Genomic DNA, 25,185 nt, shown 5'->3' with positions numbered 1-25,185 from the left:
GCTCAGTGCAGCGATAACTGCTGAGCGCCTTCCAGATAGACCTGATTGCGGCCAAGGCGCTTCGCCTCATAGAGCATCCGGTCAGCCCGGTTAAGAACGTCCTCAGAGGCCTCATCCGGGTGATACTCAGCACCACCAATCGATACCCGCTGTTCCAGATCCACCTCAGAAAATCTGTGATTCTCGACCGAAACACGTATCCGCTCCAGAACGCCGGAAGCAGCTTCAAGATTCAGCCCTGACAGCAGCAGAACAAACTCTTCTCCGCCGTAGCGAGCAGCGAGATCAATTTCCCGGACAGATACACGAAGCAGATGGGCGAGTTCAGCAAGTACCTGATCTCCGATCCTGTGACCGTATTCATCATTGACGCGTTTGAAATAATCAATATCGATGAAGGCCACAACAAACGGGATCTCTTGGCGGATAGACAGAGCCCTCTGCTTTTCGAGAGTCTTGAGCAGATAACGCCGGTTATTCAGCCCCGTCAGTTCATCTGTGACCGCCAGTTCTTCGATACGGGCCAGCGCGCGCCGTAGCTCGGAATTTTTCTCGCCGTAGGCTTTCCTCAGAATAAAGAACTCGCGACCAATAAATGCATATACAAGCAGGCTCGTCATCAAAGCGACGCCGATAACCACTTCAAATTCTGGAACAAGCAGTTCACTGGCGCTGTAGTGGGTAGAAAAAATGACTAACGAATAACTAACAACTGTGAACAGAGAAATACCAACGAATCCCCGTCCCGAAAGGCGGAATACACCAAAAGGCATTATGTTGAGATAACCCAGAATCATGATTCCGCGCAGTTCAGGGGCCAGAATCATTAGCCCAGACATGTAAAGAATCACGAGCGCCATCACTGGCATTGTCATACTGGGATCGGAAGTCTCCATTGCTCTGCCCGAGTAAATGTACCAGGCAGTAATTCCATGGACGACAAGATAGAAAAATACCATGGCGCCGAACCAAGCGTTCGGCGACGCGCCGTACTGAATACCAAAGCCGACGTAGTAAAGAATGCTGAATAGAAGAACACCCGCTGCAGCCAGGCTGTGCCGGCGTAAAATATCCTTTCTTAGCTGCCCCATAAAGGCTTCCCAAAGTATCTTGTCTGTCAGAATAATGGGTGACGGCGCCCCCCGCCAGAGCCTTTTACATAAGGACAACAATTCCGGTCCGATTCCATCCTGATTTCCGTTATAACCACGTCATGCTGGGCGGCACAAGCGTCCTACAGCATCTTTCCAGCCATCGTACAGTTTGTCCCTTTTCACTTTAGAGATTTTTGGCACAAAGACCCGCTCCGTCTGCCACAAACCTGCGACTTCATCCAGGCTCTGGTAGACCCCGGACTGAATCCCCGCGAGATACGCGACACCCAATGCAGTTGTCTCGGTAATCTGGGGCCTTGTGACCCGTACCCCGAGCACATCGCACAAAAACTGAACCAACCAATCATTCTTCACCATACCGCCATCTACTCTGAGTTCAGCGGCTCTGGCACCATCGCCTTCCATCGCAGAAAGCAGATCACGGGTCTGGTAACAGACCGCCTGCAACCCAGCAGTAACCAACTCTTTGATTCCACTATCCCGACTGAGACCGAAAATGGCGCCCCGCGCATCCGGATCCCAGTATGGCGCTCCCAGGCCTGCGAATGCAGGAACCATATAGACTGGATTTTCGTAACCCGTTTTCTCTGCCAGAGACTGACTCTCCCTGGCGTCCTTAATCAGCTGCAAGCCATCCCGGATCCACTGAATCGTCGCACCTGCCATAAAGATCGACCCCTCGAGAGCATAGGTCGTTTCGCCGTTGATCCTATAGGCGATTGTCGTCAGCAGGCGATGCTTGGATGTCACCGCCTCACGCCCAGTATTCAGCACCATAAAGCAGCCAGTCCCGTAGGTGCTCTTGATCATCCCCTCAGAAAAGCAACCCTGACCGATCAAAGCAGCCTGCTGATCACCGGCCACGCCGCCAATCTGAACCGCTCCACCTAACCAGCCGCTCAGAGTTTTGCCAAAGTCTGATGCGCTGTCCTGAACCTCAGGAAGCAGTGGCGCTGGGATATCAAACAAGGACAGCAGATCGGCATCCCAGCACTCTTCATGGATGTTATAGAGCATGGTGCGACAGGCATTGGTTGCGTCCGTTAAGTGAGAGCGCCCGCCTGTCAGCTGCCAGATCAACCAGGTATCGACCGTGCCAAACGCCAGCTCACCCGCTTCAGCGCGCGCTCTGGCCCCCTCAACGTTGTCCAGTATCCAGCGGATTTTGGTGGCCGAAAAATAAGGATCCAGCAAAAGTCCGGTGCGCGCTGATATCTCATTTTTCTGGCCTTCCCACTGACGACAAAGATCCGCGGTTCGTCTGTCTTGCCAGACAATAGCAGGATACACAGGTTCGCCAGTCTGCCTGTCCCAGATCAGCGTTGTCTCCCGTTGATTAGTAATACCAATCGAAACAATATCAGAGGCTTTAGCACCCACTTGCTTAAGAACATCGCGCGCGCACTTCAGAGAGGTTTGCCAAAGATCTGAAGGCGCATGCTCGACCCAACCTGGGTTCGGAAAATGCTGTTCAAATTCTTCCTGTGACTGCGCAATCACTTCACCCGACAGCCCAAATAATATGGCGCGACTACTGGTTGTGCCCTGATCAAAGCTAAGCAGATACTTCGACATACAGTGAGATCCAATCTGACTAAAACTCCAGACTAACTGCTCCACGAAATCGCTTCCAGATATGTCAGTAAAAATGCGGCATATATGAATAAATTAATAGATAGCGCTAAACTGTCATGAAATATTCTCAAGAATGATCTCTATGCTTGATATACGCCATCTGAAAACGCTCATTGCTCTGAGAGACAGCGGGAGTCTCGTCGATGCTGCCCGGCGCCTGCATCTCACTCAGTCGGCCCTGTCGCATCAACTCAAAGATCTTGAGTCGCGTCTTAATACCCGTTTGTTCGAACGGAAATCACGCCCAATCCGTTTCACACGGGCGGGCCTTGAGGTACTGCAACTCGCTGATAACGTCTTACCTATGATTCAACGCACAGAACAAACGCTGAAGAAGATTGAAGCGGGGCATGATGGACGACTCCACATGGCGATCGAATGTCACAGTTGTTTTGAGTGGTTAATGCCAGCCATCAATCAGTTCCGCGATCACTGGCCCGACGTCGAGATTGATCTCACAACCAGTTTCCATTTTCAGCCACTTGAAGCACTCAGGCGAGGCGACATTGATCTGGTGATTACGTCAGACCCCGCAGACGATCCCGTGGTCACGCACATCCCGCTGTTCAGATACCAGTCGGTTCTTGCAATCGCTAACCAACACCCCCTGGCCCAATACGAGTGGATCAGTCCGGAGCACCTGAGCGAGGAAACCCTGATCCACTATCCCGTTGACCGCCGGCGCCTGGATATTTTTGAACGTTTTCTTGAACCCCATGGCATTGAGCCTTCAGCAACTCGGGAAACCGAATTAACGCTGATGATGATTCAGCTCGTCGCCAGCGGCCGTGGCGTCGCCTGCCTGCCGAACTGGGCGCTTCAGACCTACCTTGATGCAGGTTTGATATCCGTACGGCCGTTAGGTAAAGCTGGAGTCTGGCCTGTGCTATATGCAGCCATCCGAAAAGAGCAATCCGGAACTCAGTATCTCAAGGACTTCATCGAGACCGCTGCAGAAAGCTCATTTGCGACATTGAAAGGAATAGTTCAACCGGAAAGCTGATGTAACAAAACCGGCCCAAAAAAAAGGGCCTCGACAAAGGAGGCCCAACAAAACGACACAGTGTGTCGCAACATTCTCACCACGTCTCCAAAGGATACGTGCGCTTATAGTGACCTGTATGAAGCAAGTAATCTATAGCTGGAAGGTGACTATTTGTAACGTTATGTTACAAGTGTCTGGAAACGTACCGACTCACGGCTCTATTTTGTCCTGCATTGCAAGTCGTGGCCAATAACATTGTCAGTCTGTGTGAACGCGCGGCCAGATTAAACTGAAACGCGCGCCACCAAGCTCATCGCTGCGCCCCACCATCGCGCGCCCGCCATGCCAGTACATAATCCGGCGCACAATCGATAATCCTAGGCCATAACCACCAGAAGCGCGGGTCCGGCTGTCATCCAGGCGAGCGAACGCGCTGAAAACACGATCCCAGTCCTCCTCCGGAATTCCAGGGCCATCATCTTCGACATCTACACGACAGATATCGTCCGCTACGCTGCATCGCACTTTGACGCGCCCTTTAGCATAACGCCCTGCATTACCGACCAGGTTCTGAATAGCCCGGTGCACGTACCTCGGTTCAACCTCAGAGAACGGGAAACCCTCTGGACCACTGCCCTCAAACGAAACAGCAACATGCTCGGGTGGCCGGGCTTCGCCGACCACCTGCTTAGCGACCTCGGCAACGTTGATCTTCTGAAAATCAAGAATCGGGCCGCCCTCTTCAAGACGTGCATAGGTCAGAATTTCATCAATCAGCTCATCCAGCTCCTGAATATCGGCATCCATACCAGCGAGCTGCTTTGATACAAAAGGGTCATCCATTACCGAATCTTCGATAATCTGAGCCCCGAAACGAATACGGGCAACAGGTGTGCGAAGTTCATGCGACACAGCGCGTACCATTTCACGCTGAATTGAGATCAGACGCTGAATATGTTCAGCCATCTTATTGAAGGAATGACCAAGGCGACCAACAGCATCTTCACCAGAAGTGCTCACTCGCGCATTCAGGTGTCCCTGAGACAGACGACTGGTCGCCTGTTCAAGTTTTCGCAGACGCGTTTCAAAGGTGTTAACCACCCAATAAACGCCAAGGCCAATCAGTAAAACACCGATAGTGCCAATAACGAAAACAGCTCTGAAAGAATATGGATTGAATTTTTCAACCGGACCGAGACGGACCACCTGCTCAGCCCCAGGGATTTGTATGTAAGCATCCGCACCGGCACCATCGACGGCAAGCTGCACCAATACATCACCATACTGCATACGTGCAAGATCGGTTGCCGATATTTCCAGATCGGCGATATTCACCACGGACAGAGGGTAACCGAAGTGGCTCTGCACATCCGCCAGGAAGCTATCGATTGCCTCTCCGCTGCGTTGCCATAGTTCGACTAACAGGCGAGCGGTGGCCCTGACCTGAAGCTCAGAAAGCTTATTAAAGTCGACATACAACCACTGTCCATCAGGCATCATGCTGCGCATAGAGGCTGTTTTGCCATCCGGCGAAACAGTAACGATGACCTGGCCACGCAGTAAGCGCGAGCGCTCATACTCATCCTCTGGCCCATCATCTTCAGGACGAATCGCAATAGACGCATCAAACGCCGCTTCAAGACGCGGCAACGCCCCCTCATCCGATGCGAGGCGCTCACCGATCAGATACAGACTGCCGCGGGAGACTTCTTCGTAGAACTGTGCAGAACGCACTAGGTTAACGAGCTGCAAGGCGGCTGAGCACAGTACTGCCACCGCCAGAAGAGCACCAAGGAGCCCGAAATATACCCGAATAAAAATAGCCGTTTACTCCTGTAACGGGTCAGAGCTCTTTGACGAACAGATAGCCTTTGCTACGTACCGTCTTAATACGCTTAGGGTTCATTGGATCATCACCCACCTTCGGACGAATCCGCGAGACACGCACATCGATGGAACGATCCTGGCCGTCATATTCAATGCCACGTAACTGGTTAAAAATTTCTTCACGGGTCAGAACCCGTCCGGCGTTACTACTGAGCAGCCACAACAGATCAAATTCGGCACTGGTCAGGTCGATACTCTCACCTTCCAGCCAGGCTTCACGCATCGAACTGTCGACAACCAGGTTACCGAACGTCAGACGCGATGATGAGCTGCCTTCTTCTTCCACTTCCTCTACGCCGTCGCCAACGCGGCGCAACAGCGCGCGAATACGGGCCAGAAGAACACGTGGGCGGACAGGCTTAGCGACGTAATCGTCAGCACCCATTTCAAGACCCAGAACCTGGTCAAGGTCTTCAGTCCGTGCCGTTAACATCAGAATCGGCCCTTTATAATGCGGGCGAACAATACGACACACTGCCAGGCCGTCTTCGCCTGGCAACATCAGATCCAGCACGACCAGATCAGGCTGCTCCGACTTGATACGGTCAATAGCACGGCTACCATCGCCCTCTACTGTCACAATCAGGCCATTGCTTTCCAGGTAATCCTTGGTCAGGGCAGCGAGTCGCTCATCGTCCTCAACGATCAGGATTCGCCAGTTTTCCTCGGGGCTCTGTGTATTTTCGTGCTTTAACATGAAGACCTACCATTCCTAACAATCGAATGTTCCACTCTGGGAACCTGTGCTCAGCTGAAACAGCCACAGCAACGCCACTATCTTAACTATAGATAACTTTAGACGCTGTTACGCTTTGTTGCACAGTAACAGTCGACATTTATATCAGAACGGCCGTTTTAGCACTCAGAAAAGTCGCCCATCAGGCGGTGACTGGGCTGGCGTCGGTTACCCCCTTCATGTCCACCACATACGCACAACTTATCCACAATACGAGCTGTCCAATAGTGCCGAAACAACACAAGATATGGGGTTGAATTCACCCACTGGGCGCATTATCTTGTGGCGAAGTAAAAAACCTACATGACGTCAGAGACTTAGCGCGCTTCCGCAGTTAAAACAACCGGAATGTCAAGCATTAAGACACCGGCGCCGTCAGGGAAAGATGGAGTAGATTCCCCTTGAATACAGGCACAGAAAACATGAACGCTACCCTCAGAGTCACCAAACGCGACGGCAGTCAGGAACCGATTGATCTCGATAAGATCCACAAAGTTGTCACCTGGGCTGCAGAAGGGCTGGAGAAGGTATCTGTGTCAGAAGTTGAGCTGCGTGCTCATCTTCAGTTTTTCGATGGCATCCAGACCTCAGAAATTCATGAAACCCTGATCAAAGCCGCGGCCGACCTGATTTCAGAAGAAGCCCCTGATTACCAGTATCTGGCCGCTCGCCTGAACATTTTCCACCTGCGTAAGAAATCCTACGGCCGCTTTGAGCCACCAGCGCTCCTTGATCATGTGAAAGCGATGGTTGAAGGCGAGCGTTACGACAAGCATTTGCTTGAGGACTACACCGAAGAAGAATTCGCGGCGATGGACGCATTCATCGATCATTCACGCGACATGAACTTCAGCTACGCCGCAGTAAAGCAGCTTGAAGGGAAATACCTTGTCCAGAACCGTGTAACGGGCAAAGTCTACGAAAGTGCTCAGTTCCTGTATGTCCTGATCGCTGCATGTCTGTTCTCGTCGTACGATAAAGAGCGCCGTCTCGACTACATCAAGCGTTTTTACGATGCCGTCTCTACGTTCAAGCTTTCTTTGCCGACACCTATCATGGCCGGTGTGCGCACCCCGACCCGTCAGTTCAGCTCGTGTGTACTGATCGAAGCCGGCGACAGTCTGGATTCCATCAACGCAACAGCCGGTGCCATCGTTAAGTACGTTTCACAACGTGCGGGTATTGGCATCAATGGCGGGCGCATCCGTGCACTTGGCAGCCCGATCCGTGGCGGCGAAGCATTTCACACCGGTTGTATTCCGTTCTACAAGCACTTCCAGACGGCAGTTAAGTCTTGTTCTCAAGGTGGTGTGCGTGGCGGAGCAGCGACTCTGTTCTACCCGATCTGGCATTACGAGGTTGAGAACCTGCTGGTTCTGAAGAATAACCGCGGCGTTGAAGAAAACCGCGTGCGTCACCTCGATTACGGCGTTCAACTGAACAAGCTGATGTACGAACGCATGATCAAGAATGGCAACATCACCCTGTTTTCACCGAGTGATGTTCCTGGGCTTTACGACGCCTTCTTTGGGGACCAGGAACTGTTTGAGCAGCTCTACACCAAGTACGAAGCTGATGACAGCATCCGCAAAAAGACCATCAAGGCGGTCGACCTTTTCTCAATGATGATGCAGGAACGTGCAAGTACCGGCCGTATCTACATTCAGAATGTGGACCACTGTAATACCCACAGCCCGTTCAATCCGAAGAAAGCGCCAGTGCGTCAGTCAAATCTCTGTCTCGAGATTGCACTGCCAACCAAGCCGCTGAACGACATTAACGACGAGAGTGGCGAAATCGCCCTGTGTACTCTCGCCGCGTTTAACCTGGGCAAGATCGACGACCTGAACGAACTTGAAGATCTTTCTGATCTTATCGTGCGTGCGCTCGACAGCCTGCTCAGCTATCAGGACTATCCAGTACCTGCAGCTCAGCGCGCCAGCCTTGCACGCCGCACTCTGGGTGTTGGCGTGATTAACTTCGCCTACTTCTTAGCGAAGAATGGTGTTAAGTACTCAGACGGTTCAGCCAACGGCCTGACTCATCGCGCCTTTGAAGCGATTCAATACTGGTTGCTGCGCGCATCGAACCAGCTGGCGAAAGAGCAAGGCGCGTGTGAAGCGTTCAGCGACACGACTTATGCTCAGGGGATTCTCCCAATCGACTCTTACAAGAAAGATGTCGACAAGTTCTGTGAAGAACCTCTTCAGTACGACTGGGAAACACTGCGCAAAGACATCGTCGATACCGGCCTGCGTAACTCAACACTGACAGCCCTGATGCCATCCGAAACATCATCGCAGATCAGTAACGCGACCAACGGTATTGAGCCGCCACGTGGTTACATCAGCGTTAAGCAGAGCAAAGACGGTATCCTCAAGCAGGTTGTGCCTGATTATGAGAACCTGAAGAAAAACTACGAACTCCTGTGGCAGATCCCGGACAACCAGGGTTATCTGCAGCTGGTCGGTATCATGCAGAAGTTTGTCGACCAGGCGATCTCGGCGAATACAAACTATGACCCGTCCCGCTTCCCAGGCAACAAAGTACCGATGCAGCAACTGCTGAAAGACCTGCTGACCGCATACCGTAACGGTGTGAAAACACTGTACTACCACAACACCCGTGACGGTATGGAAGACCCGCAGAAAGAAGCTGTACAGGAAGACGACGATTGCGCCGGTGGTGCGTGTAAAATCTGATTTATTAAGGGGCGCGGCTATGGGGCTGCGCCCATAGCACGAGACTAAAACAGCGAATGGCTTACACAACTTTTAACCGTAACGAGTTTGATACTTTTGAGCAGCCGATGTTTTTCGGCGAGCCCGTCAACGTTGCACGTTACGACCAGCAGAAGCATAAGATCTTTGAAAACCTGATCGAAAAGCAGCTGTCCTTTTTCTGGCGCCCGGAAGAAGTCGACCTGACCAACGATCGCAAAGATTTTATGGATCTTCCGGAGCACGAGAAGCATATCTTCGTCTCTAATCTGAAGTATCAGACACTGCTGGATTCCGTTCAGGGCCGTTCTCCAAACGTCGCTTTACTGCCTGTGGTCTCTCTGCCAGAACTCGAAACCTGGATTGAAACCTGGTCTTTCAGTGAGACTATCCACAGCCGATCTTACACGCACATCGTGCGGAATATTGTCCCGAATCCGGCTGTTGTCTTCGATGACATCACCAAAAACGAATACATCGTCCGCCGTGCAATTTCGGTAACCAAGTACTACGACGACTTTATCGAACTGAGTAACTACTATCAGCAGCTCGGCGAAGGCAAGCACACAGTGAATGGTGAAACCATTGATGTGAACCTGCACGAGCTGAAGCGCCGTTTGTACCTGACAATGGTTTCGGTGAACGTACTCGAAGCGATTCGTTTCTATGTCAGCTTTGCCTGCTCATTCGCGTTTGCCGAACGTGCGAAAATGGAAGGCAACGCGAAAATCATTAAATTGATCGCACGTGATGAGGCCCTGCACCTGACCGGTACTCAGCACATGCTGCAAATCATGGCGCGCGGTAAAGACGATGCCGAGTTCGCACAAATCGCTGAAGAGTGCCGCGATGACGTCATTGGCATCTTCCACGAAGCAGCCGAGCAGGAAAAGGAATGGGCCGACTACCTGTTTAAAGACGGTTCAATGATCGGTCTGAACAAAGACATCCTGAGCCAGTACGTTGAATACATTACCAACCAGCGTATCGGCGCTCTCGGCTTCGACCCGATCTTTGAAGTGCGTAACAACCCACTCCCGTGGATCAACGCCTGGCTGAACAGTGATAACGTTCAGGTGGCACCACAGGAAGCTGAAATCAGCTCTTACCTGGTAGGTGCGATTGACAGTGAAGTTGATACTGCAGACTTCGGTGACTTTGACCTGTAATCCCTGATTCCATGACCAACGCACGCAGGGCGGCCCGTATCGGCCGCCGTCGCTGGGCCAGTTCGAGAACATTTTATTCTGACGCCCAGACCGAAATGGAACTGACCGGTGGCAGCACCACTCAGCTGGAAATGGATCTGGGCGAACTGCCCCTTCCCGCCACTACCAGATCGCTCCCCAAAGAAGATACCGTACTCGAGCAGGGTGACCTGTTTGATCTGCTCGCAGAATCTCCTGAGCCAACGCCGCAGACCATCTTTGAAGGCATGGAAAAACCTATCTTTGAAGTGGCATTCGCGGACGGTCGTAACGCACGTTTCCAGCACGCAAACACCTTGCTGGAATCTCTCGAAGCTCAGGATATTCATATCGAATATCAATGCCGCGAAGGCTACTGTGGCAGTTGCCGGGTGCGCTTAGTTGAAGGCGATGTTCACTATATTGAAGAGCCTATGGCATGGATTGATGATGATGAAATTCTGCCCTGCTGCTGTATACCGAAGTCGGCCCTGAAACTTCAATAGTTCAGAGTCTTGCATTCAATCGCCGCCTTCCGGTAGCCTTTATAAATTCTTATACAATTTTTATACAGAGGACACTATGGCACTCGACTTCCCAGAACTGGGTCAACCAGCTCCAGACTTCACCACCCTGAATCAACGCGAAGAAGAGGTTGCCCTCAGCGACCTTAAAGGTAAAAAAGTCGTACTCTATTTTTACCCGAAAGCTATGACACCAGGCTGTACCGTTCAGGCTTGTGGTCTGCGCGATACCCAGAAAGAGCTGGACGACCGTAATGTGGTTGTTCTGGGTCTTAGCCCGGACGCTCCGAAGCGCCTGCAGAAGTTCATTGATCGCGATGAGCTGAATTTCGACCTGCTTTCAGATGAAGATCACGCCATCGCTGAGAAGTACGGCGTGTGGGCCATGAAAAAGTTTATGGGGCGCGAGTTTATGGGCGTTCATCGTATTACCTTCATCATTGATGAAGACGGCAAGCTCGTCCACATCATGGAAAAAGTCAAAACTAAAACCCATCACGACGACCTGATCGCAGCGTTGGATGCTCTGTAATTTCAAAACAGAAGTCAGTCACTACGACGATACTGCAGGGGAGTCATCCCCTGCCAGCGTTTAAACGCTTTGCTGAAGGCGCTGCCGTCGGCAAAGCCCAGCAGAGCACTGATGTCGGCAATCGGTACGTCTGTTCCCCTAAGCAACTGCGTCGCCCGACGCTCACGTTCGGCATCCAGTAACTGTTGAAAATTGGTTCCGGCTTCAACGAGGCGACGCTGTAGCGTACTGACGCTCATATATAAGCGTGAGGCAACTTCCTCACGGTCAGTGGCAAGATGCACAGCCTCCTGTAGGCAACGCTCCACTCGGATTCTCACTTCAGGTTGCTGAATTCGCTTTAACTGGGCATCCAGCAATTGCTGATGCATACCGGCGAGTGCTGGTTCACCACCAGGCAGTGGCTTCTGAAACCATGCAACGTCGTAGACCAGGGCATGTTTATCTGCTCCGAATTCCGGAATACAACCGTAAGCACGTTCGTATTCTTCAACCTCCGCCTCGTCGACGGTAAAACCCAGCAGCACTTTGACCGGCGGTACCGGGCGGCAGTAAAGCCACTCGCCGAACTTCTTGAGTAACAGGAGTACGGTGTCTATCTGATCACGACTGAACGACCTGTCGCCCGGCAGATAGATCACATGCATCTGGCCGTTATCCTGATTGAGAGAAAAACGTCCGCCTTCACTGATGACCGACGAATAACGCTCTGCCATGCCTAATGCCTCCAGCAAACTCCGGCTATGCATCAGGTTCATCGCCAATAGAGGAAAATGCAGTGGCGTAAGGTACTCGCCTAACCGCAGGCCTAACGGCTGATCTGTCGCTGCTGCGGCGGCTTTCCAGAACAACAGAGTGCGCTCCAGATCAATACGCGCGTCAGGCTCTGACAATTCGCCCGGCATAATACGCGCTTCCTGCAATACGCTATCCGCAGAAATGCCCAGAGAGCGAAAGCCCTGAAGTAGAACGGTCAGCCAGTGCGCCGACACACGTAACTGCGATGATTTCCTTTCTGTCGTCATAATGATTGCTTAGAACAAACCTCTGACCTGCAATGACAAGATAAAACCCGAGGGCTGACGTAGACTGAGCATAATAACAACAAACGGAGACTGCGATGAGCCGTAAAACTGTTGACCAATGGTTCGCTGAGTATGGTGAAAGCCATCAGAACCCACTGAACAAACTGATCCACTGGTTCTGTGTACCCCTGATCTATCTGGTGATTTTTGCCCTGTTATGGGAAATTCCGCAGCCTGACTGGCTGGCAGCTATACCACTGGTTAACTGGGCAGTCCTGGGCGCAGTGGTCACTATGACTTTCTATGTAAGACTGTCTAAACCACTGGCAAAAGGACTTGGAGTATTTACCCTGCTTTGCCTTCTGTTTCCGGTCGTCTATGAACAAATGACAGACACACCGCTCTGGCTGACCAGTGTTATTGCCTTTGTGATTCTCTGGATTATGCAGTTCGTCGGGCACCACATAGAGGGTAAAAAACCGTCGTTTTTCAAAGACATTCAGTTTTTGTTGATAGGCCCTGCCTGGGTGGTCGGCTTTCTCTATGACCGCCTGGGTATCAGCTATCGCTAAACTGACTAATACGACATGTGGGCCTGCCGGCCTGCATGTGCCATTGGCCACCTGAGAGAGATCCGTTAAGGTCGGTGAACTGGAATCATAACCACTTCACATCAGGGACAGCCATCGTGCACTTTTCACTCCGTGCCTCTGCAGGCTTTTCAACCTTGCAGACCACTGCCGGTATTATAATCAGCGGTGTACTCACAGGTACTGCTCTTCACTATTTCCCCGACATCCTTGATCAGGCTGATAGAGAAGTCACCCGCTATGCTGCGTCTGCTGAATCTGTTCATCAGGAAATCTGGACAGCCTACGAGGAGATACAGGGCATAAACGCCAAACCTCGACGGGAATCGGTGCGACACGGCTTCTCTGCCGCAAATGACCTTGTCGCTTCTCCACTCGGTGGCTACTGTTTTGACCCGGAAGCGCCTGAAGACAGTCTTCAGGATTGCCCTGTCGCGGCTTCAGACTAAGGCTTGCTAATACATAGAGAGCACGCCCGTTGAGAGCCAATTTTTATCAGAACAAGGAAATACTATGACTCTCGCCTACTGGTGCGTGCTGGCAGCCGCACTGATGCCATTCCTTTTTACAGGTATCGCTAAATTCAGCGGTGGACGTTACAACAACTACTCGCCGCGCGAGTTTCTTGAAAAACAGGAAGGTTTCCGCAAACGTGCCCACTGGGCTCAGCTGAATAGCTTCGAAGCGTTCCCGATGTTCGCTGCTGCCGTGATCATTGCTCACCTGACCGGTGCAGAACAAGATTACATCAATACTCTGGCGATTGCGTTTATTGGTATCCGTATCGTGTACGGTGCAATGTATCTGGCAAATCTGGCTGCATTACGCACACTCGTGTGGGCCGCTGGTCTGGCCTGCGTGATCGCTCTGTTCGCAGCGGGCGCATAAGAGCAAGGGGGCAGTACCTGACTGTTCAGAGACTGATAAGCAAGCAGTCGACAGTTATGCAGTCAGGTGGTGACCCCGGAGTTTGTAGCAATACGATGGGTTGCAGTAGATGACGATCTGACGGCCCTTGTCAGGCGTCTCAATCATATACAGGTCATTGAATCCCGGAGTGTGCTCAGAAAACATCGTGTTCTTCAGGACCTGTGCGTGCCATTGAACCGATCTGTCATACTCGTGTACAGCAGGTTGATCCGTCACAGCTACAAGTGCCACAGCCATGATCGTCGATAGCAGGTATTTCATCGATACCCCTCCTCGCTGACGCTAACACCTTTCTGTTCATCAAAAAGGCAGTATCAGTAAGTATAGAAGAGCTTTCTGAGGCGGCGTGGCCTTTCACGTTGAGATTCGTAACCGGTTCACATATTAAATGTGAAAATCCGCTGAAGTGTTAGCGAGGTCTCAACCATCAGGCGCTTGCACTCTGCCGCATAGATACAAGCAATTCGGCTTCTGCTCTCGCCACTCCGAGGGAGTCGATAAGATCATCCGCTGACGCGCCCATACCGGCAAGACGGGAGGCCTGTTCAAAACGTGCATCTGGGGCTGCTGCGGGACGCTTGTCTGCCGCTGCCGCTTTCGCCTCCACCTGCTTCATCCGACGGCCGAGACCAATTGCACTTTTGCTGATGGCCTCCTGCCCCTGCTGCAGCTGGAGGATTTTGTCCTCCAGCTGCTGTGTCTCCCTGCTTTGCTGTTTACGCAGCGCGACGATAAATCCTGCCGCTGCCAGCAAAACAGTGAAATTTCCGATGAGTAACCAATGAACCAGCGTCAGTGTTAGCATGACAGACCCCTATAGACCGTGAAGTTCTGTCCACTCCTCATCTGTCATCAGTTTTTCAAGATCCACCAGAATAAGAAGTTCATCGTTCTTATGGCAGACACCCTGAATAAACTTGGCGCTTTCTTCATTGCCGACATTCGGAGTGGTTTCGATTTCTGACTGACGTAGATAAACCACCTCAGCCACCGCATCCACGAGAATGCCCACGACCTGATTCTCTGCCTCGATAATGACGATACGAGTCTGGTCTGTGGTGTCCGATGTCGGCAAGCCAAAACGCTGTCGGGTGTCGATCACAGTGACGACATTACCCCGCAGGTTAATGATGCCCAGTACATAAGGTGGCGCCCCGGGTACTGGTGCTATTTCGGTATAACGCAGTACTTCCTGAACCTGCATCACGTTAATACCGTAACTCTCGTTTTCAAGCCGGAAGGTTACCCATTGGAGTACCGGATCTTCCGCACTTTTAGCGGCAATTGCTGACATAAAACATCCTCGCTAAGAAAGGCCGATGCCTGACAGTGTCAAAAACACTACAAACCTTTCTTAACTATAGATCAGAGCACAAAGTGTACCAGCCGAAATGAAGGAAAATTTGTAACTTAAAAAAAGAGAGCCCAAAGCCGGGTAAAGCGCTGGTTTACAGCGGCTTTTCAGGGGTTCAGCCTTGCCTCGACTTCAAGTGAGACTCAAGAAGATCGACCAGGCTGGGTACATCCAGCAAAGCACACATCTCTGAAATGACAGTGCCCGCCAGCCAAGGGCGTTTGCTTGCGTCTCCGCGCCATTTAATTGACTCAGAAACCAGTGTAATAGTGTCGCAAATACCTTCGCAAGCGAGCGCCCAAGGCGTACGATCCAGCTGAATGAGGTATTCGTATCCAGATTCACGTAAAGATATGCCGCGCTCTGGCATAATCAATCTGGCGCTGTCGACGATCGTCAATTTGTCGGTATCGCTCTGCCATACCCCCAGAGACCAGTCGGATTGACCAAACAGTGGCGTTACTTTCATGTTTTCAGCTGGGTACACGCCCCCCAACTGGGAAAGAGGAATCGCGAGCTTTAAACCAGCAACACTGAACAACAGACACTCGACACCCTGACTCGAATCCCACAGCAACTTCTTTTTATCTTTCGTAACGGTGGCGATCTCGTCTTCTACGGTGACGCTGGTCTGTAGCTCCTGCGAAACAATATTTGCCTCTGGGGATGCCTCTTCAACCTTAACTTCTGGATCAAGGGCGTAAGGGTCCCAGTCCTGAATTTCATCTGTGACTACCTCCGGCTGAAGCGAAAGTGACGCTTCTTCCATCAGCGTCCCGGTAATCTCCGATGTATCGACATCGTTCACCACCACAGGCTCTGGTGCAGCTGCCGTTTCAGTCACAACTGGGGTCTCAGTCACCACTGATACTTCTGTAGCGACAATCAGAAGTTGGTCGAGATAGTTCTGGAGAACACCATCAACCTGATTCTCTTTAGTAAGAGTACTGGCTTGCTGCGCAGTGACTTTGTCGTCCGTCAGCTGGCTTTCAGACATCGAGGACACCTGCGCAACACGACAGGACGTGAAGTTTCAGCCGGCTGGGGGGAATCGTCTGAACGACATGCAGCAACCGCAAAGCGGTAATGCGGTTGATCGCTACTGCATTCATTTTCAGCGGTGGCTTTAATGCAATAACCCGCATTCCCAAAGCAATGGTATCGGTCGCGACCGGTTTGTACTCTTCCTCAGGCGCCTGTGCCGCAGCGCCAGCGAGCAGGTCGCTGACGATGGCTTTTCTCGGGTCCTCATCGACTGTCGTCAACAGACTGTCAAAGTACCCCATCAAGACATCCGTATTCCCCGACATTTCAGCGTTTCTCTCCACTTAATTGGGCAAGCAGATGGCGATACGCCCGGACGCCACGAGTATTCGGATCTAACTGGTGGGGAAATATTCCCTCATGACTGGCATCACGCAACCGGGTATCCACTGGAATTGCTTCGTCCCATAACGCTCCCTGATAGGTACGTCGCATTTCTTTAAGGCTGGTTAATGAAGCGGATGTACGCCGATCGAACAGCGTCGGAACGATTGTATATGGCAGCTCACGCTTTTGTGACTTCATGACCATTTTAAGGGTATGCACCATTCGCTCCAGACCTTTGAGCGCCAGGTGTTCAGTCTGTGTTGGGATAACCAGCTGCTGACAGGCAGCAAGGGCGTTGACTAACAGGACTCCCAGAATAGGCGGAGTATCCAGCAATGCATAGTCATAATCATCCCAGAGCTGCGCCAGGCTCCTCGCGAGTACCAGCCCCATACCGTCCTGACCACTTACCTGCCGCTCAAGAGTGGCAAGGGAGGTTGTCGCAGGAAGCATAGAAACATTCGGCAAGCTGGTTGCCTTCAATGTATCGCGGATGTAATCCACATTGCGCCAGCGTTGCTCAAAGAATAAGTGATACAGACTTCTTTCAAGACCGTCCGGGTCCTGGCCAAAGTAACTGGTCAGAGAACCATGGGGGTCGAGGTCTACCAGAAGCACACGGTGCCCCTGGTCAGCCAACAGCCCACCCAGAGAAACTACCGATGTCGTTTTACCCACCCCACCTTTCTGATTGGATATCGACCAGATTTTCACAATAGTATTCCTCTCCGCTCAAAGCAGAACGTCTGCTTATCGCATGAATCTCAATGCCCTACCAGAAACTAAGCAAATATCATGTCAGTTTTAAAATAAACTGGTATTTACGGTCAGAAGTTCACCTGCAACGGTGGGTTGTCAGGCAATGAGCTAATGAGCACAACCCAGATTATGCATAGCACAGAAAGAAGCGGCAAAAGCCTGCCGTTTGAGTGGAGGTCCAGACAGAGTCAGAGCTGACTCATGAACTTACTAACATCATTAAGTGGAAGGACACGATCAGCTAACCCTGCATTGATCACAGCCATCGGCATTCCATAAATAACACAGCTCTGTTCATCCTGAGCCCACAAGTGACCACCCGACTGTTTGAGTAACCGGGCTCCTTCACGTCCATCTGCTCCCATCCCCGTCAAGACGATGCCTAACGCCATACTACCGTAATGTTTTGCTGCAGAAGCAAGAGCAATATCGACACTCGGCCGATAGCTTACCCGCTCGTCACTTTCCAGAATATGAATCGATCCACCGTGGCGTTTATCAACGATCAGCTGCTTGCCCCCAGGTGCAACATAAACGTGACCCGGTTTTAAAATATCACCCTCTTCTGCCTCTTTGACACTTAACGCACTGAGATTATTCAGCCGCTCAGCAAACGCTGCGGTGAACGAAGCAGGCATGTGCTGCACGATAATAATGGGCTTGTTAAATCCTGCGGGCAAACTCTTGAAAATATTCTGCAGAGCAGCAGGGCCACCGGTGGACGTACCAATGACCACCAGTTCAAGATGACGCGGCACCGGCTCGTTCGCCCCTGCCGCAGTGGGCGTCTTTTTTTGTGAAGGTTGAGATGGGGAGGTTGAAACCTGCGCGGTACCCTTCAGCTGCCCCCTCGCTACGGCAATAATTTTTTCGGCAAGTAACTTACGGATAGAGGCTGCGTTGCGGGCAATAGCATCGAAATTCTTCGGCAAAAAATCGACGGCCCCAGCGTCCAGGGCATCCAGCGTTACCCGGGCACCTTCAAAGGTCAATGATGAAAACATCAGAACTGGCACCGGGGTCGATGCCATTATTTTTCGTACTGCAGTGATGCCATCCATGACAGGCATCTCGTAATCCATGGTGATTACGTCAGGTTTCAGTTTGTCATTCAGCTCAATGGCCTGAAGCCCGTTTTCAGCTACGCCAATCACCTCAAGACGAGGATCGGCATTGATAATATCTGTCACCCGGCGGCGGAAAAAACCTGAATCATCCACCACCAGAACTTTTAAAGCCATAATACTTCCTGTGTCAGGCCGCGCTCGATTGTCGCGTTGCATAACGCGTCAGCATGCTTGGAATATCAAGGATCAAAGCAATGCGGCCATCACCCGTAATGGTTGCTCCAGCCATCCCAGCGGTACCGTGGAGCATTTTTCCGAGTGGCTTAATAACCACTTCTTCCTGACCAATTAACTGATCTACGACAAAACCAACTTTGTTTGTACCTACCGAGACCACTACCACATGAGCGGACTCGTCTGCTTTCGCAAACTGCTCGCCTTTCACTAACCAACGCTTGAGATGAAACAGTGGAATTGCACGCTCACGCACAACCACAACTTCCTGCCCATCGACGACATTGGTTTGAGTAAGATCCAGGTGGAAAATCTCATTTACGTTCACAAGCGGAAAGGCAAAGGCCTGATCTTTCAGCATCACCATCAGCGTCGGCATAATCGCGAGCGTTAAAGGCACTTTAATACTGATCGTTGTACCTTCACCTTTGAACGAATCAATCGATATCGTACCGTTAAGCTGTGTGATTTTTGTCTTAACAACATCCATTCCCACGCCACGGCCAGAAACATCGGATATCTGTTCTTTAGTGGAAAAGCCCGGCGCGAAAATAAGATTAAAACATTCATTGTCTGTCAGGCGGTCTGCGGCATCCTGATCCATAACACCTTTTTCTACCGCCTTGCGTCTCAGGACATCAGCGTCCATACCGGCACCGTCATCCTGAATCCGTAGCAGAATATGATCGCCTTCCTGCTCTGCTGAGAGAATGACCGTACCCACGCGACTTTTGCCACTGGCTTCGCGCACATCTGGTTGCTCAACGCCGTGGTCTACCGAGTTACGTACAAGGTGAACCAGTGGATCTGCGAGTGCTTCCACCAGGTTTTTATCCAGATCCGTTTCTTCACCACGCAATTCGAGGTTAATTTCTTTCTTAAGCTGTCGCGCAAGATCCCGAACAACACGGGGAAAACGCCCAAAGACTTTCTTGATCGGTTGCATCCGCGTCTTCATCACGGACGACTGAAGATCACCTGTGACCACATCCAGATTGGCGACCGCTTTCGCCATCGACTCATCGCTGCTCTTGAGTCCCAGACGAACCAGGCGGTTACGCACCAGTACGAGCTCACCCACCATGTTCATAATGTCATCGAGACGCTTAGTATCAACACGGACAGTCGCCTCGGCCATGGCCTCTTTTTCGTTCTTGCGAGCGTCCGGCTTCGCTTTGGGTGCAGAGGACGCAGCAGGAGCGGCAGATTTAGCCGCAGGTTTTGCTGCCTCAGGCTTAGCGGCCGGTGTATCTGCTGGCTTCGGCGTTGCTGCTTCAGGCTTTTTAGCGCCGGTTTCTTCTGGCGCTTTCGCAGCAGGAGGGTTAGCTACTGCCGCAGATGAGCCCTGTGATGCCGTTATGTCTGTTGCACCGGGCTTACCTTTTCCGTGTAAGCGGTCAAGCAATTCTTCAAATTCAGAATCAGTAATCAGATCGCTGTCACCGCCCCCCGCCGATGGCACTGACGCAGCAGGCGACTCTGGAGTAGCTGTTTTTTCTGGTTCATCAGGTGCCGGAGCTTCTGGCTTATTCGATGCCGACGAATCGCCGGGCTTACCTTTTCCATGAATCTGATCCAGCAGAGCTTCAAATTCATCTTCTGTGATTTCATCGTCAGACGCTGATGCAACAGGTCCACTGTCGGTGTCGAACAGATCATCCCCACCAAAAAGGTTGTCATCATCACCAGTATTCTGTGCGGCAGCAGGGGCCTCCGTAGCAGCAGATGCAGCATCAGATTTTTCATCTAACGCATCAAGCAATTGCTCAAATTCATCATCGGTGATGTCGCCGTTGTCCGCATCCGCTGAAGTGCCTTCTGCAGAAGGCGCTTCAGCTTCTTCGACTACTGATTCTTCCACTGCAGCAGCTTCAACTGCTGGGGCTTCGTCCTCAGGCAATGCCAGATGATGCAAATTATCCAGCAAGCTCTGCTCTGCGGGCTCTGGCATTTCACCAGAACGCACACAGTCAAACATTTCATTAACGGTATCCAGAGCACTGAGAACCACATCCATCAGGTCTGCATTCACCGATCGTTTGCCATTACGAAGCGTATCGAACACGTTCTCGGCCGCATGGCAGCAATCCACCAGAGGGTTCAACTGCAAAAAGCCAGCACCGCCTTTTACCGTATGGAATCCACGGAAGATTGCGTTCAGGAGATCCTTATCGTCTGGACTGTTCTCCAGATCCACCAGCTGCTCTGACAGCAGTTCCAGGATTTCTCCCGCCTCTACGAGAAAGTCCTGGAGAATCTCTTCATCAGCATCGAAACTCATTCAACCGCTCCTCTAGAACCCTAAGCTCGACAACAGATCATCGACATCATCCTGGCTACTCACTACACCATCGGCTTTGCTATCGGTCTGTGGACCTTCAGGGTTAATATCCGGGCCTTTATCAGGCGCCGGCGTGCTTTGTTCAAACTCATGGTTGATGCCAGTGATCTGATCAACCTGCCCTGCCATCGAGACCAGTGTGACCAGGCGTCCTTCCACATCGCGAATCAGATTGATCACTTTATGAATGACCTGCCCGGTCAAATCCTGAAAGTCCTGAGCCAGGACAATTTCAGAAAACTGTTTCTTTATTTCCGACGAATCTTTAACGCTGCTGGAAAGATATTCATCAATATCACGACTGAGTTCGCGAAATTCGGAGGTATTCATTTCGCGTTTCATAAATCGTTTCCAGCGAGCAGAAAGTTCCGCTGCCCGATCGCCCATAGCGCCCGCCAAAGGGCCGCCGGCATCGGCGATATCCATCGTGCGATTGGCTGACTTATCCGTCATTTCAAGAACGTACGTCAGCTTATCGGTTGTCTCGGTAATATCAGAAGCGGCGCCAACCGTATCGACATTCAGATTCTTGATCGACTCATGCAAGGCACGGGTCAGTCGTCCGATCTCGTTATACAGTGTGCGATCACGCAACTGATTGAGGTCGTTTACCAGAGCAACTGCTTTACCGAGATCTCCCTGCTCGAGCTGTTCGAGCATATTCTCCGCAAGCGAGCGTATCTCCGAGCCGACCTGGTTGTCCTTATTGTCCAGGTTTACATCCACCATGGCGCTACCTTTAATCAGCCTTCGACGCGTTCAAAAATCTTATCGATTTTTTCTTTAAGTACTGCCGCGGTGAAGGGCTTAACGACGTATCCGTTCACGCCTGCCTGTGCCGCTGCAACGATCTGATCGCGCTTGGCTTCCGCAGTCACCATCAGAACTGGCAGAGTTTTAAGGCGCTCGTCTTCCCGCACATGCTTGAGAAGATCCAGGCCTGTCATCCCTGGCATGTTCCAGTCGGTGACCAGAAAATCGAAGTCGCCATTCTGCAGCATCGGCAACGCTGTTGTGCCATCGTCTGCCTCCTGAGTGTTGGTGAAACCAAGATCACGCAGCAGGTTTTTGACGATACGTCTCATTGTTGAAAAATCATCCACAATGAGAATTTTCATGTTCTTGTCCAAAACGACCTCCAATATACGACTTTTACAAACCAAGCCGGTCCTGAATTAAGTTTAGACCCAGTTAGCGGTTTATCCAGAAAGAGAGAGAAAGAATAGAAAAGAATAATGACGGCGTCTGATATGGTCTGAAAGCGCTGGATGCGCCGGTAGGGAAAAATCAGGCCCAATCACTCAGACGCGCGCGTAAACGGTGTGTGGCTTGAGAGTGCAGCTGACTCACGCGAGACTCGCTGACGCCTAATACAGCGCCAATTTCTTTGAGGTTCAGCTCTTCGTCATAGTAAAGAGCAAGAACGAGCTGCTCGCGCTCTGGCAGGCCTGAAATGGCTTCCCCCAACTGGCGACGAAATGCGTCCCTCTCCATGCCTTTTCCTGGCCCCGGAGTCGAGTCATCCATCAGATCGGGAGAACTGTCGTTTTCCAGTAACTCTTCATAACTGAACAGACGACAACCCGCACTATCCTTCAGTATCTGGTGGTACTCGTCCTGGCTTATACCAAGGACAGCCGCAACCTCACTGTCGTCGGCATCACGACCTTTGACTGCTTCAACCTGTTTAATCGCATCCTGGATACGGCGGGCATTGCGATGCACTGAACGGGGTGCCCAGTCACCTTTGCGTATTTCGTCGAGCATGGCCCCACGAATCCGGATACCGGCGTAGGTTTCGAAGCTCGCGCCTTTGCCGCCATCGTATTTACGCGCAGCTTCAAGCAAACCTATCATGCCCGACTGGATCAGGTCATCTACCTGCACACTGTCCGGTAAGCGTCCCATCAGATGATGAGCAATCCGCTTCACCAGACCCGCGTGTTCCCGGACCAGATCGTCGAAATTAGTATTCTGAACGTCGGAGTACACCAGACAACTTCCCGTCGACACCCGTCATGCTCCTACCTGATCAACCAGCCGGTCCACGAAGAACTCAAGATGCCCGCGTGGCGTTGATGGCAGCGGCCAGCTGTCTACCTTCTTAGCTAACGCCCTGAAAGACGTCGCTGCTTTTGACCGTGGATAGGCTTCAATTACCGCCTTCTGGCGCTGTACCGCACGCTTAACGGCATCGTCCGAAGGGACTGCGCCAACGTATTGCATAGCAACATCAAGAAAACGGTCAGTCACTTTGGTCAGCTTGGCAAACAAAGCCATACCGTCCTGTGGTGACTTCACCATGTTGGCAACAACACGGAAACGGAACAGACCGTAATCGCGATTCAGTAGTTTAATCTGCGCGTACGCATCCGTAATTGAAGTCGGCTCATCAGTCACAACCACAAGAACTTCCTGTGACGCGCGGACAAAACTCAGGACAGTATCTGAAATCCCCGCTGCCGTATCGATGATCAGTACATCAATATCGTCGCCGATATCACTGAACGCCTGAATCAGCCCGGCATGTTCCATTGGATTCAACTGCGACAGTTTCTGGGTCCCCGAAGAGGCAGGCACAATTCTGATACCACCGGGGCCTTTGACCAGAACTTCTCTCAGGTCACACTCGCCCTGCAGCACATTTTCAATTGTCTTGTTCGAGCTGATACCGAGAAGAATATCGATATTTGCCAGACCGAGGTCGGCGTCAAGAATAACGACACGCCGGCCCATTTCAGACAGGGCAATACCAAGATTTACGGAGACATTGCTTTTGCCAACACCGCCTTTACCGCCGGTGACTGCTATGACCTGTACAGGATGACTCGCCATCTTCAATTAAACTCCGTGTTGAAAGCTTTGCTGTTGTGTTGCCATATTCATTGCTTCTGCCGCCTGCCAGCGCGTACGCGCCATTCGAGCCATCTGCTCAGCCAGATTGACCAATCTCGATGCATCCGGGTAATGCAGATCATCCGGGATGTGAGGGCCGTCGGTAATCAGGGTCAGTGGCAAGCGGGTCAGAGCGGCAACACTGAGGCCAGCCCCCAGGCTGAAACACTCATCCAGTTTGGTGAAAATACAACCATCCAGCCCCGCTGGCTTGAAGTGCTCGTAGTTCTCCTGAAGGCAACGCGCCTGACTTGTCAGAGGCAGCACCAGAAACTTACGAACATCACGACCAGTCTGTTTAAGCATAGACAACTGTGACGAAAAATGTGGGTCCTGACTGGCAAGTCCGGCACTATCGATCAATACCAGTTTCTTCTTGCGCAGCGTGCTGAGCGTTTTCACCAGATCACCATTCTGCAACACCACTTTCATCTCGACACCCAGAATCCGGGCGAACGCCTGCAACTGGTCATGCGCTGCCATGCGATAATTATCAAGCGTCACGAAGGCGACCGAGTCTGGCCCATGGCGCTGAACAAATCGCGCAGCAATTTTGCCCAAAGTAGTTGTCTTGCCTGCACCGGTCGGACCGACAAGGGCGATGGTTCCGCCCTTTTCGAGTACGCCCTGAGGCAGTAACGGCAGATCGCTCTGGATAACGCCCAAGGCGGACTTCCAGGCCTGCTCAAGGTCTCCACTCTGATCGCTCATACTAACGACCCTGTCAGCCCACGCGGGCTCGAGACCAATGTCCTGGCAACGCTGCCACAGCTGAGACTGCTGCCAGGTTAATGGACGGCGGGTATCCCATGCGCTGCCCTGATGGCTGACCAGCCAGTCTTTCAGCTCACGCAATTCACCCTGCATTTCCTGCAGGCGGGTCTGGTAGGTTTCTTCTGATTTTTTACGCTCTTCAACAGCCTGCTCCGCCAGTCGGGTAGCGGCTGCCACATCCGCTTCGGTACGACTCACCTGAGCTGACGCTTGCTGAGAGTCTCTTTGCTGTGGTGCATAATGCGCTGCAGTGTCAGCTGCATATTCCTGACGCTGGGCGGCACTCGCGCGTGCTGCCTGCTTCGCCGCTTCCAGCTCACGCTGAAGGCGCAGCTGACGATCCAGTTCGCTCTGCTTTGCCGTATCGATCTCTCCCAGCATCTCGCTGCTGGCCACAACTTCCATGCCGTTATCCAGGCGTCGGCTGGATACGATGACCGCATCCGGGCCCAGCTCAGCCGACACCATTTTCAATGCCAGCTGCATGTTGTCTGCGACGAAACGTTTTACCTTCATAATTCAGC

26 protein-coding genes are annotated in these 25,185 nt (G+C 51.9%); 8 read left to right on the top strand and 18 right to left on the bottom strand.

What is annotated here, in order from left to right; genetic code table 11:
• Positions 1-2: 2 nt before the first annotated feature.
• Together AC5E51_RS12475 and glpK are read right to left on the bottom strand one after the other, a co-directional pair.
• Positions 3-1,091 (bottom strand): GGDEF domain-containing protein, encoded by a 1,089-nt coding sequence (locus AC5E51_RS12475; protein WP_301387327.1) that lies wholly within the window; start codon positions 1,089-1,091, stop codon positions 3-5.
• 120 nt (positions 1,092-1,211) lie between these two features.
• Positions 1,212-2,690 carry a glycerol kinase GlpK gene (glpK, locus tag AC5E51_RS12470; RefSeq protein ID WP_297532902.1) on the bottom strand — a complete coding sequence of 493 codons (1,479 nt, stop codon included), beginning with the start codon at positions 2,688-2,690 and terminating at the stop codon, positions 1,212-1,214.
• 142 nt (positions 2,691-2,832) lie between these two features.
• Between glpK and AC5E51_RS12465 the strand changes: the two genes are divergently transcribed.
• Positions 2,833-3,753: a LysR family transcriptional regulator gene (locus AC5E51_RS12465; RefSeq protein ID WP_301378918.1), complete on the top strand. Its 921-nt coding sequence runs from the start codon at positions 2,833-2,835 to the stop codon at positions 3,751-3,753.
• A gap of 240 nt (positions 3,754-3,993) precedes the next feature.
• On the opposite strand, the gene AC5E51_RS12460 is transcribed toward AC5E51_RS12465, so the two are convergent.
• Both AC5E51_RS12460 and AC5E51_RS12455 read right to left on the bottom strand, forming a co-directional pair.
• Positions 3,994-5,511 carry an ATP-binding protein gene (locus tag AC5E51_RS12460; RefSeq protein WP_297532898.1) on the bottom strand — a complete coding sequence of 506 codons (1,518 nt, stop codon included), beginning with the start codon at positions 5,509-5,511 and terminating at the stop codon, positions 3,994-3,996.
• Positions 5,512-5,578: 67 nt separating this feature from the next.
• A complete protein-coding gene (locus AC5E51_RS12455; protein WP_068440255.1) occupies positions 5,579-6,319 on the bottom strand; it encodes a response regulator in 741 nt (246 codons plus the stop codon).
• A 461-nt stretch (positions 6,320-6,780) separates the two neighbouring features.
• Here AC5E51_RS12455 and nrdA point away from each other — a divergent pair, with 461 nt between their 5' ends.
• The 4 genes from nrdA to bcp all read left to right on the top strand — a co-directional run bounded on the left by nrdA (position 6,781) and on the right by bcp (position 11,321).
• Positions 6,781-9,060 (top strand): class 1a ribonucleoside-diphosphate reductase subunit alpha, encoded by a 2,280-nt coding sequence (gene nrdA, locus AC5E51_RS12450; RefSeq protein ID WP_491778657.1) that lies wholly within the window; start codon positions 6,781-6,783, stop codon positions 9,058-9,060.
• A 56-nt stretch (positions 9,061-9,116) separates the two neighbouring features.
• Positions 9,117-10,247, top strand: coding sequence for a class Ia ribonucleoside-diphosphate reductase subunit beta (nrdB, locus tag AC5E51_RS12445; protein ID WP_068440251.1), 1,131 nt, complete (start codon positions 9,117-9,119; stop codon positions 10,245-10,247).
• Between the two features lie 11 nt (positions 10,248-10,258).
• Positions 10,259-10,771 carry a class I ribonucleotide reductase maintenance protein YfaE gene (gene yfaE / locus AC5E51_RS12440; protein ID WP_297532895.1) on the top strand — a complete coding sequence of 171 codons (513 nt, stop codon included), beginning with the start codon at positions 10,259-10,261 and terminating at the stop codon, positions 10,769-10,771.
• Between the two features lie 76 nt (positions 10,772-10,847).
• Positions 10,848-11,321, top strand: coding sequence for a thioredoxin-dependent thiol peroxidase (gene bcp / locus AC5E51_RS12435; protein ID WP_068440249.1), 474 nt, complete (start codon positions 10,848-10,850; stop codon positions 11,319-11,321).
• Between the two features lie 14 nt (positions 11,322-11,335).
• Here the strand turns inward: bcp and AC5E51_RS12430 are convergent, their stop codons facing one another.
• Entirely contained in the window at positions 11,336-12,346 is a 1,011-nt protein-coding gene (locus tag AC5E51_RS12430; RefSeq protein WP_068440247.1) for an AraC family transcriptional regulator, read from the bottom strand.
• Between the two features lie 95 nt (positions 12,347-12,441).
• Here AC5E51_RS12430 and AC5E51_RS12425 point away from each other — a divergent pair, with 95 nt between their 5' ends.
• From AC5E51_RS12425 to AC5E51_RS12415, 3 genes are all read left to right on the top strand, one after another.
• The gene (locus AC5E51_RS12425; protein WP_068438338.1) at positions 12,442-12,918 is read left to right on the top strand and encodes an Mpo1 family 2-hydroxy fatty acid dioxygenase; all 477 of its coding nucleotides are present in this window, start codon (positions 12,442-12,444) and stop codon (positions 12,916-12,918) included.
• Positions 12,919-13,034: 116 nt separating this feature from the next.
• The gene (locus AC5E51_RS12420) at positions 13,035-13,385 is read left to right on the top strand and encodes a hypothetical protein (protein ID WP_068438334.1); all 351 of its coding nucleotides are present in this window, start codon (positions 13,035-13,037) and stop codon (positions 13,383-13,385) included.
• A 64-nt stretch (positions 13,386-13,449) separates the two neighbouring features.
• Positions 13,450-13,824 (top strand): MAPEG family protein, encoded by a 375-nt coding sequence (locus AC5E51_RS12415; protein ID WP_068438495.1) that lies wholly within the window; start codon positions 13,450-13,452, stop codon positions 13,822-13,824.
• A gap of 54 nt (positions 13,825-13,878) precedes the next feature.
• On the opposite strand, the gene AC5E51_RS12410 is transcribed toward AC5E51_RS12415, so the two are convergent.
• From AC5E51_RS12410 to flhF, 13 genes are all read right to left on the bottom strand, one after another.
• Complete coding sequence (locus AC5E51_RS12410) at positions 13,879-14,127, bottom strand: hypothetical protein (protein ID WP_068438491.1); 249 nt, start codon at positions 14,125-14,127, stop codon at positions 13,879-13,881.
• 166 nt (positions 14,128-14,293) lie between these two features.
• Positions 14,294-14,671, bottom strand: a complete 378-nt coding sequence (locus AC5E51_RS12405) for a DUF2802 domain-containing protein (RefSeq protein WP_068440245.1) — start codon at positions 14,669-14,671, stop codon at positions 14,294-14,296.
• 9 nt (positions 14,672-14,680) lie between these two features.
• Positions 14,681-15,160 (bottom strand): chemotaxis protein CheW, encoded by a 480-nt coding sequence (locus AC5E51_RS12400; protein ID WP_068440243.1) that lies wholly within the window; start codon positions 15,158-15,160, stop codon positions 14,681-14,683.
• Positions 15,161-15,335: 175 nt separating this feature from the next.
• The gene (locus AC5E51_RS12395; protein ID WP_491778656.1) at positions 15,336-16,217 is read right to left on the bottom strand and encodes a chemotaxis protein CheW; all 882 of its coding nucleotides are present in this window, start codon (positions 16,215-16,217) and stop codon (positions 15,336-15,338) included.
• Positions 16,210-16,530 (bottom strand): hypothetical protein, encoded by a 321-nt coding sequence (locus tag AC5E51_RS12390; protein WP_068440239.1) that lies wholly within the window; start codon positions 16,528-16,530, stop codon positions 16,210-16,212. Before AC5E51_RS12390 ends, AC5E51_RS12395 begins: the two co-directional genes overlap by 8 nt.
• A 1-nt stretch (position 16,531) precedes the next feature.
• On the bottom strand, positions 16,532-17,305 hold the full coding sequence (locus AC5E51_RS12385; RefSeq protein ID WP_068440236.1) for a ParA family protein: 774 nt from the start codon (positions 17,303-17,305) through the stop codon (positions 16,532-16,534).
• Positions 17,306-17,538: 233 nt separating this feature from the next.
• The gene (locus AC5E51_RS12380; RefSeq protein WP_491778655.1) at positions 17,539-18,591 is read right to left on the bottom strand and encodes a protein-glutamate methylesterase/protein-glutamine glutaminase; all 1,053 of its coding nucleotides are present in this window, start codon (positions 18,589-18,591) and stop codon (positions 17,539-17,541) included.
• 13 nt (positions 18,592-18,604) lie between these two features.
• A complete protein-coding gene (locus AC5E51_RS12375; protein ID WP_301378906.1) occupies positions 18,605-20,932 on the bottom strand; it encodes a chemotaxis protein CheA in 2,328 nt (775 codons plus the stop codon).
• 12 nt (positions 20,933-20,944) lie between these two features.
• Positions 20,945-21,721: a protein phosphatase CheZ gene (locus tag AC5E51_RS12370; protein ID WP_068440228.1), complete on the bottom strand. Its 777-nt coding sequence runs from the start codon at positions 21,719-21,721 to the stop codon at positions 20,945-20,947.
• A 14-nt stretch (positions 21,722-21,735) separates the two neighbouring features.
• Entirely contained in the window at positions 21,736-22,110 is a 375-nt protein-coding gene (gene cheY, locus AC5E51_RS12365; protein WP_436286953.1) for a chemotaxis response regulator CheY, read from the bottom strand.
• A 169-nt stretch (positions 22,111-22,279) separates the two neighbouring features.
• Positions 22,280-22,987: an RNA polymerase sigma factor FliA gene (locus tag AC5E51_RS12360; RefSeq protein ID WP_491778659.1), complete on the bottom strand. Its 708-nt coding sequence runs from the start codon at positions 22,985-22,987 to the stop codon at positions 22,280-22,282.
• 21 nt (positions 22,988-23,008) lie between these two features.
• Positions 23,009-23,827 (bottom strand): MinD/ParA family protein, encoded by an 819-nt coding sequence (locus AC5E51_RS12355; RefSeq protein WP_076514917.1) that lies wholly within the window; start codon positions 23,825-23,827, stop codon positions 23,009-23,011.
• A 6-nt stretch (positions 23,828-23,833) separates the two neighbouring features.
• Positions 23,834-25,177 (bottom strand): flagellar biosynthesis GTPase FlhF, encoded by a 1,344-nt coding sequence (gene flhF, locus AC5E51_RS12350; protein ID WP_491221874.1) that lies wholly within the window; start codon positions 25,175-25,177, stop codon positions 23,834-23,836.
• Between the last annotated feature and the right edge of the window lie 8 nt (positions 25,178-25,185).

The organism is Thalassolituus sp. (genome assembly GCF_984348125.1).
This window is presented reverse-complemented; position numbering and strand designations above follow the sequence as displayed.

Bases quoted from the DNA above. Each gene is read 5' to 3' on its own strand.
- AC5E51_RS12475 (WP_301387327.1), bottom strand. From the start codon at position 1,091: ATGGGGCAGCTAAGAAAGGATATTTTACGCCGGCACAGCCTGGCTGCA.
- glpK (WP_297532902.1), bottom strand. From the start codon at position 2,690: ATGTCGAAGTATCTGCTTAGCTTTGATCAGGGCACAACCAGTAGTCGC.
- AC5E51_RS12465 (WP_301378918.1), top strand. From the start codon at position 2,833: ATGCTTGATATACGCCATCTGAAAACGCTCATTGCTCTGAGAGACAGC.
- AC5E51_RS12455 (WP_068440255.1), bottom strand. From the start codon at position 6,319: ATGTTAAAGCACGAAAATACACAGAGCCCCGAGGAAAACTGGCGAATC.
- nrdA (WP_491778657.1), top strand. From the start codon at position 6,781: ATGAACGCTACCCTCAGAGTCACCAAACGCGACGGCAGTCAGGAACCG.
- nrdB (WP_068440251.1), top strand. From the start codon at position 9,117: ATGGCTTACACAACTTTTAACCGTAACGAGTTTGATACTTTTGAGCAG.
- yfaE (WP_297532895.1), top strand. From the start codon at position 10,259: ATGACCAACGCACGCAGGGCGGCCCGTATCGGCCGCCGTCGCTGGGCC.
- bcp (WP_068440249.1), top strand. From the start codon at position 10,848: ATGGCACTCGACTTCCCAGAACTGGGTCAACCAGCTCCAGACTTCACC.
- AC5E51_RS12430 (WP_068440247.1), bottom strand. From the start codon at position 12,346: ATGACGACAGAAAGGAAATCATCGCAGTTACGTGTGTCGGCGCACTGG.
- AC5E51_RS12425 (WP_068438338.1), top strand. From the start codon at position 12,442: ATGAGCCGTAAAACTGTTGACCAATGGTTCGCTGAGTATGGTGAAAGC.
- AC5E51_RS12415 (WP_068438495.1), top strand. From the start codon at position 13,450: ATGACTCTCGCCTACTGGTGCGTGCTGGCAGCCGCACTGATGCCATTC.
- AC5E51_RS12410 (WP_068438491.1), bottom strand. From the start codon at position 14,127: ATGAAATACCTGCTATCGACGATCATGGCTGTGGCACTTGTAGCTGTG.
- AC5E51_RS12405 (WP_068440245.1), bottom strand. From the start codon at position 14,671: ATGCTAACACTGACGCTGGTTCATTGGTTACTCATCGGAAATTTCACT.
- AC5E51_RS12400 (WP_068440243.1), bottom strand. From the start codon at position 15,160: ATGTCAGCAATTGCCGCTAAAAGTGCGGAAGATCCGGTACTCCAATGG.
- AC5E51_RS12395 (WP_491778656.1), bottom strand. From the start codon at position 16,217: ATGTCTGAAAGCCAGCTGACGGACGACAAAGTCACTGCGCAGCAAGCC.
- AC5E51_RS12390 (WP_068440239.1), bottom strand. From the start codon at position 16,530: ATGTCGGGGAATACGGATGTCTTGATGGGGTACTTTGACAGTCTGTTG.
- AC5E51_RS12380 (WP_491778655.1), bottom strand. From the start codon at position 18,591: ATGGCTTTAAAAGTTCTGGTGGTGGATGATTCAGGTTTTTTCCGCCGC.
- AC5E51_RS12375 (WP_301378906.1), bottom strand. From the start codon at position 20,932: ATGAGTTTCGATGCTGATGAAGAGATTCTCCAGGACTTTCTCGTAGAG.
- AC5E51_RS12370 (WP_068440228.1), bottom strand. From the start codon at position 21,721: ATGGTGGATGTAAACCTGGACAATAAGGACAACCAGGTCGGCTCGGAG.
- cheY (WP_436286953.1), bottom strand. From the start codon at position 22,110: ATGAAAATTCTCATTGTGGATGATTTTTCAACAATGAGACGTATCGTC.
- AC5E51_RS12355 (WP_076514917.1), bottom strand. From the start codon at position 23,827: ATGGCGAGTCATCCTGTACAGGTCATAGCAGTCACCGGCGGTAAAGGC.
- flhF (WP_491221874.1), bottom strand. From the start codon at position 25,177: ATGAAGGTAAAACGTTTCGTCGCAGACAACATGCAGCTGGCATTGAAA.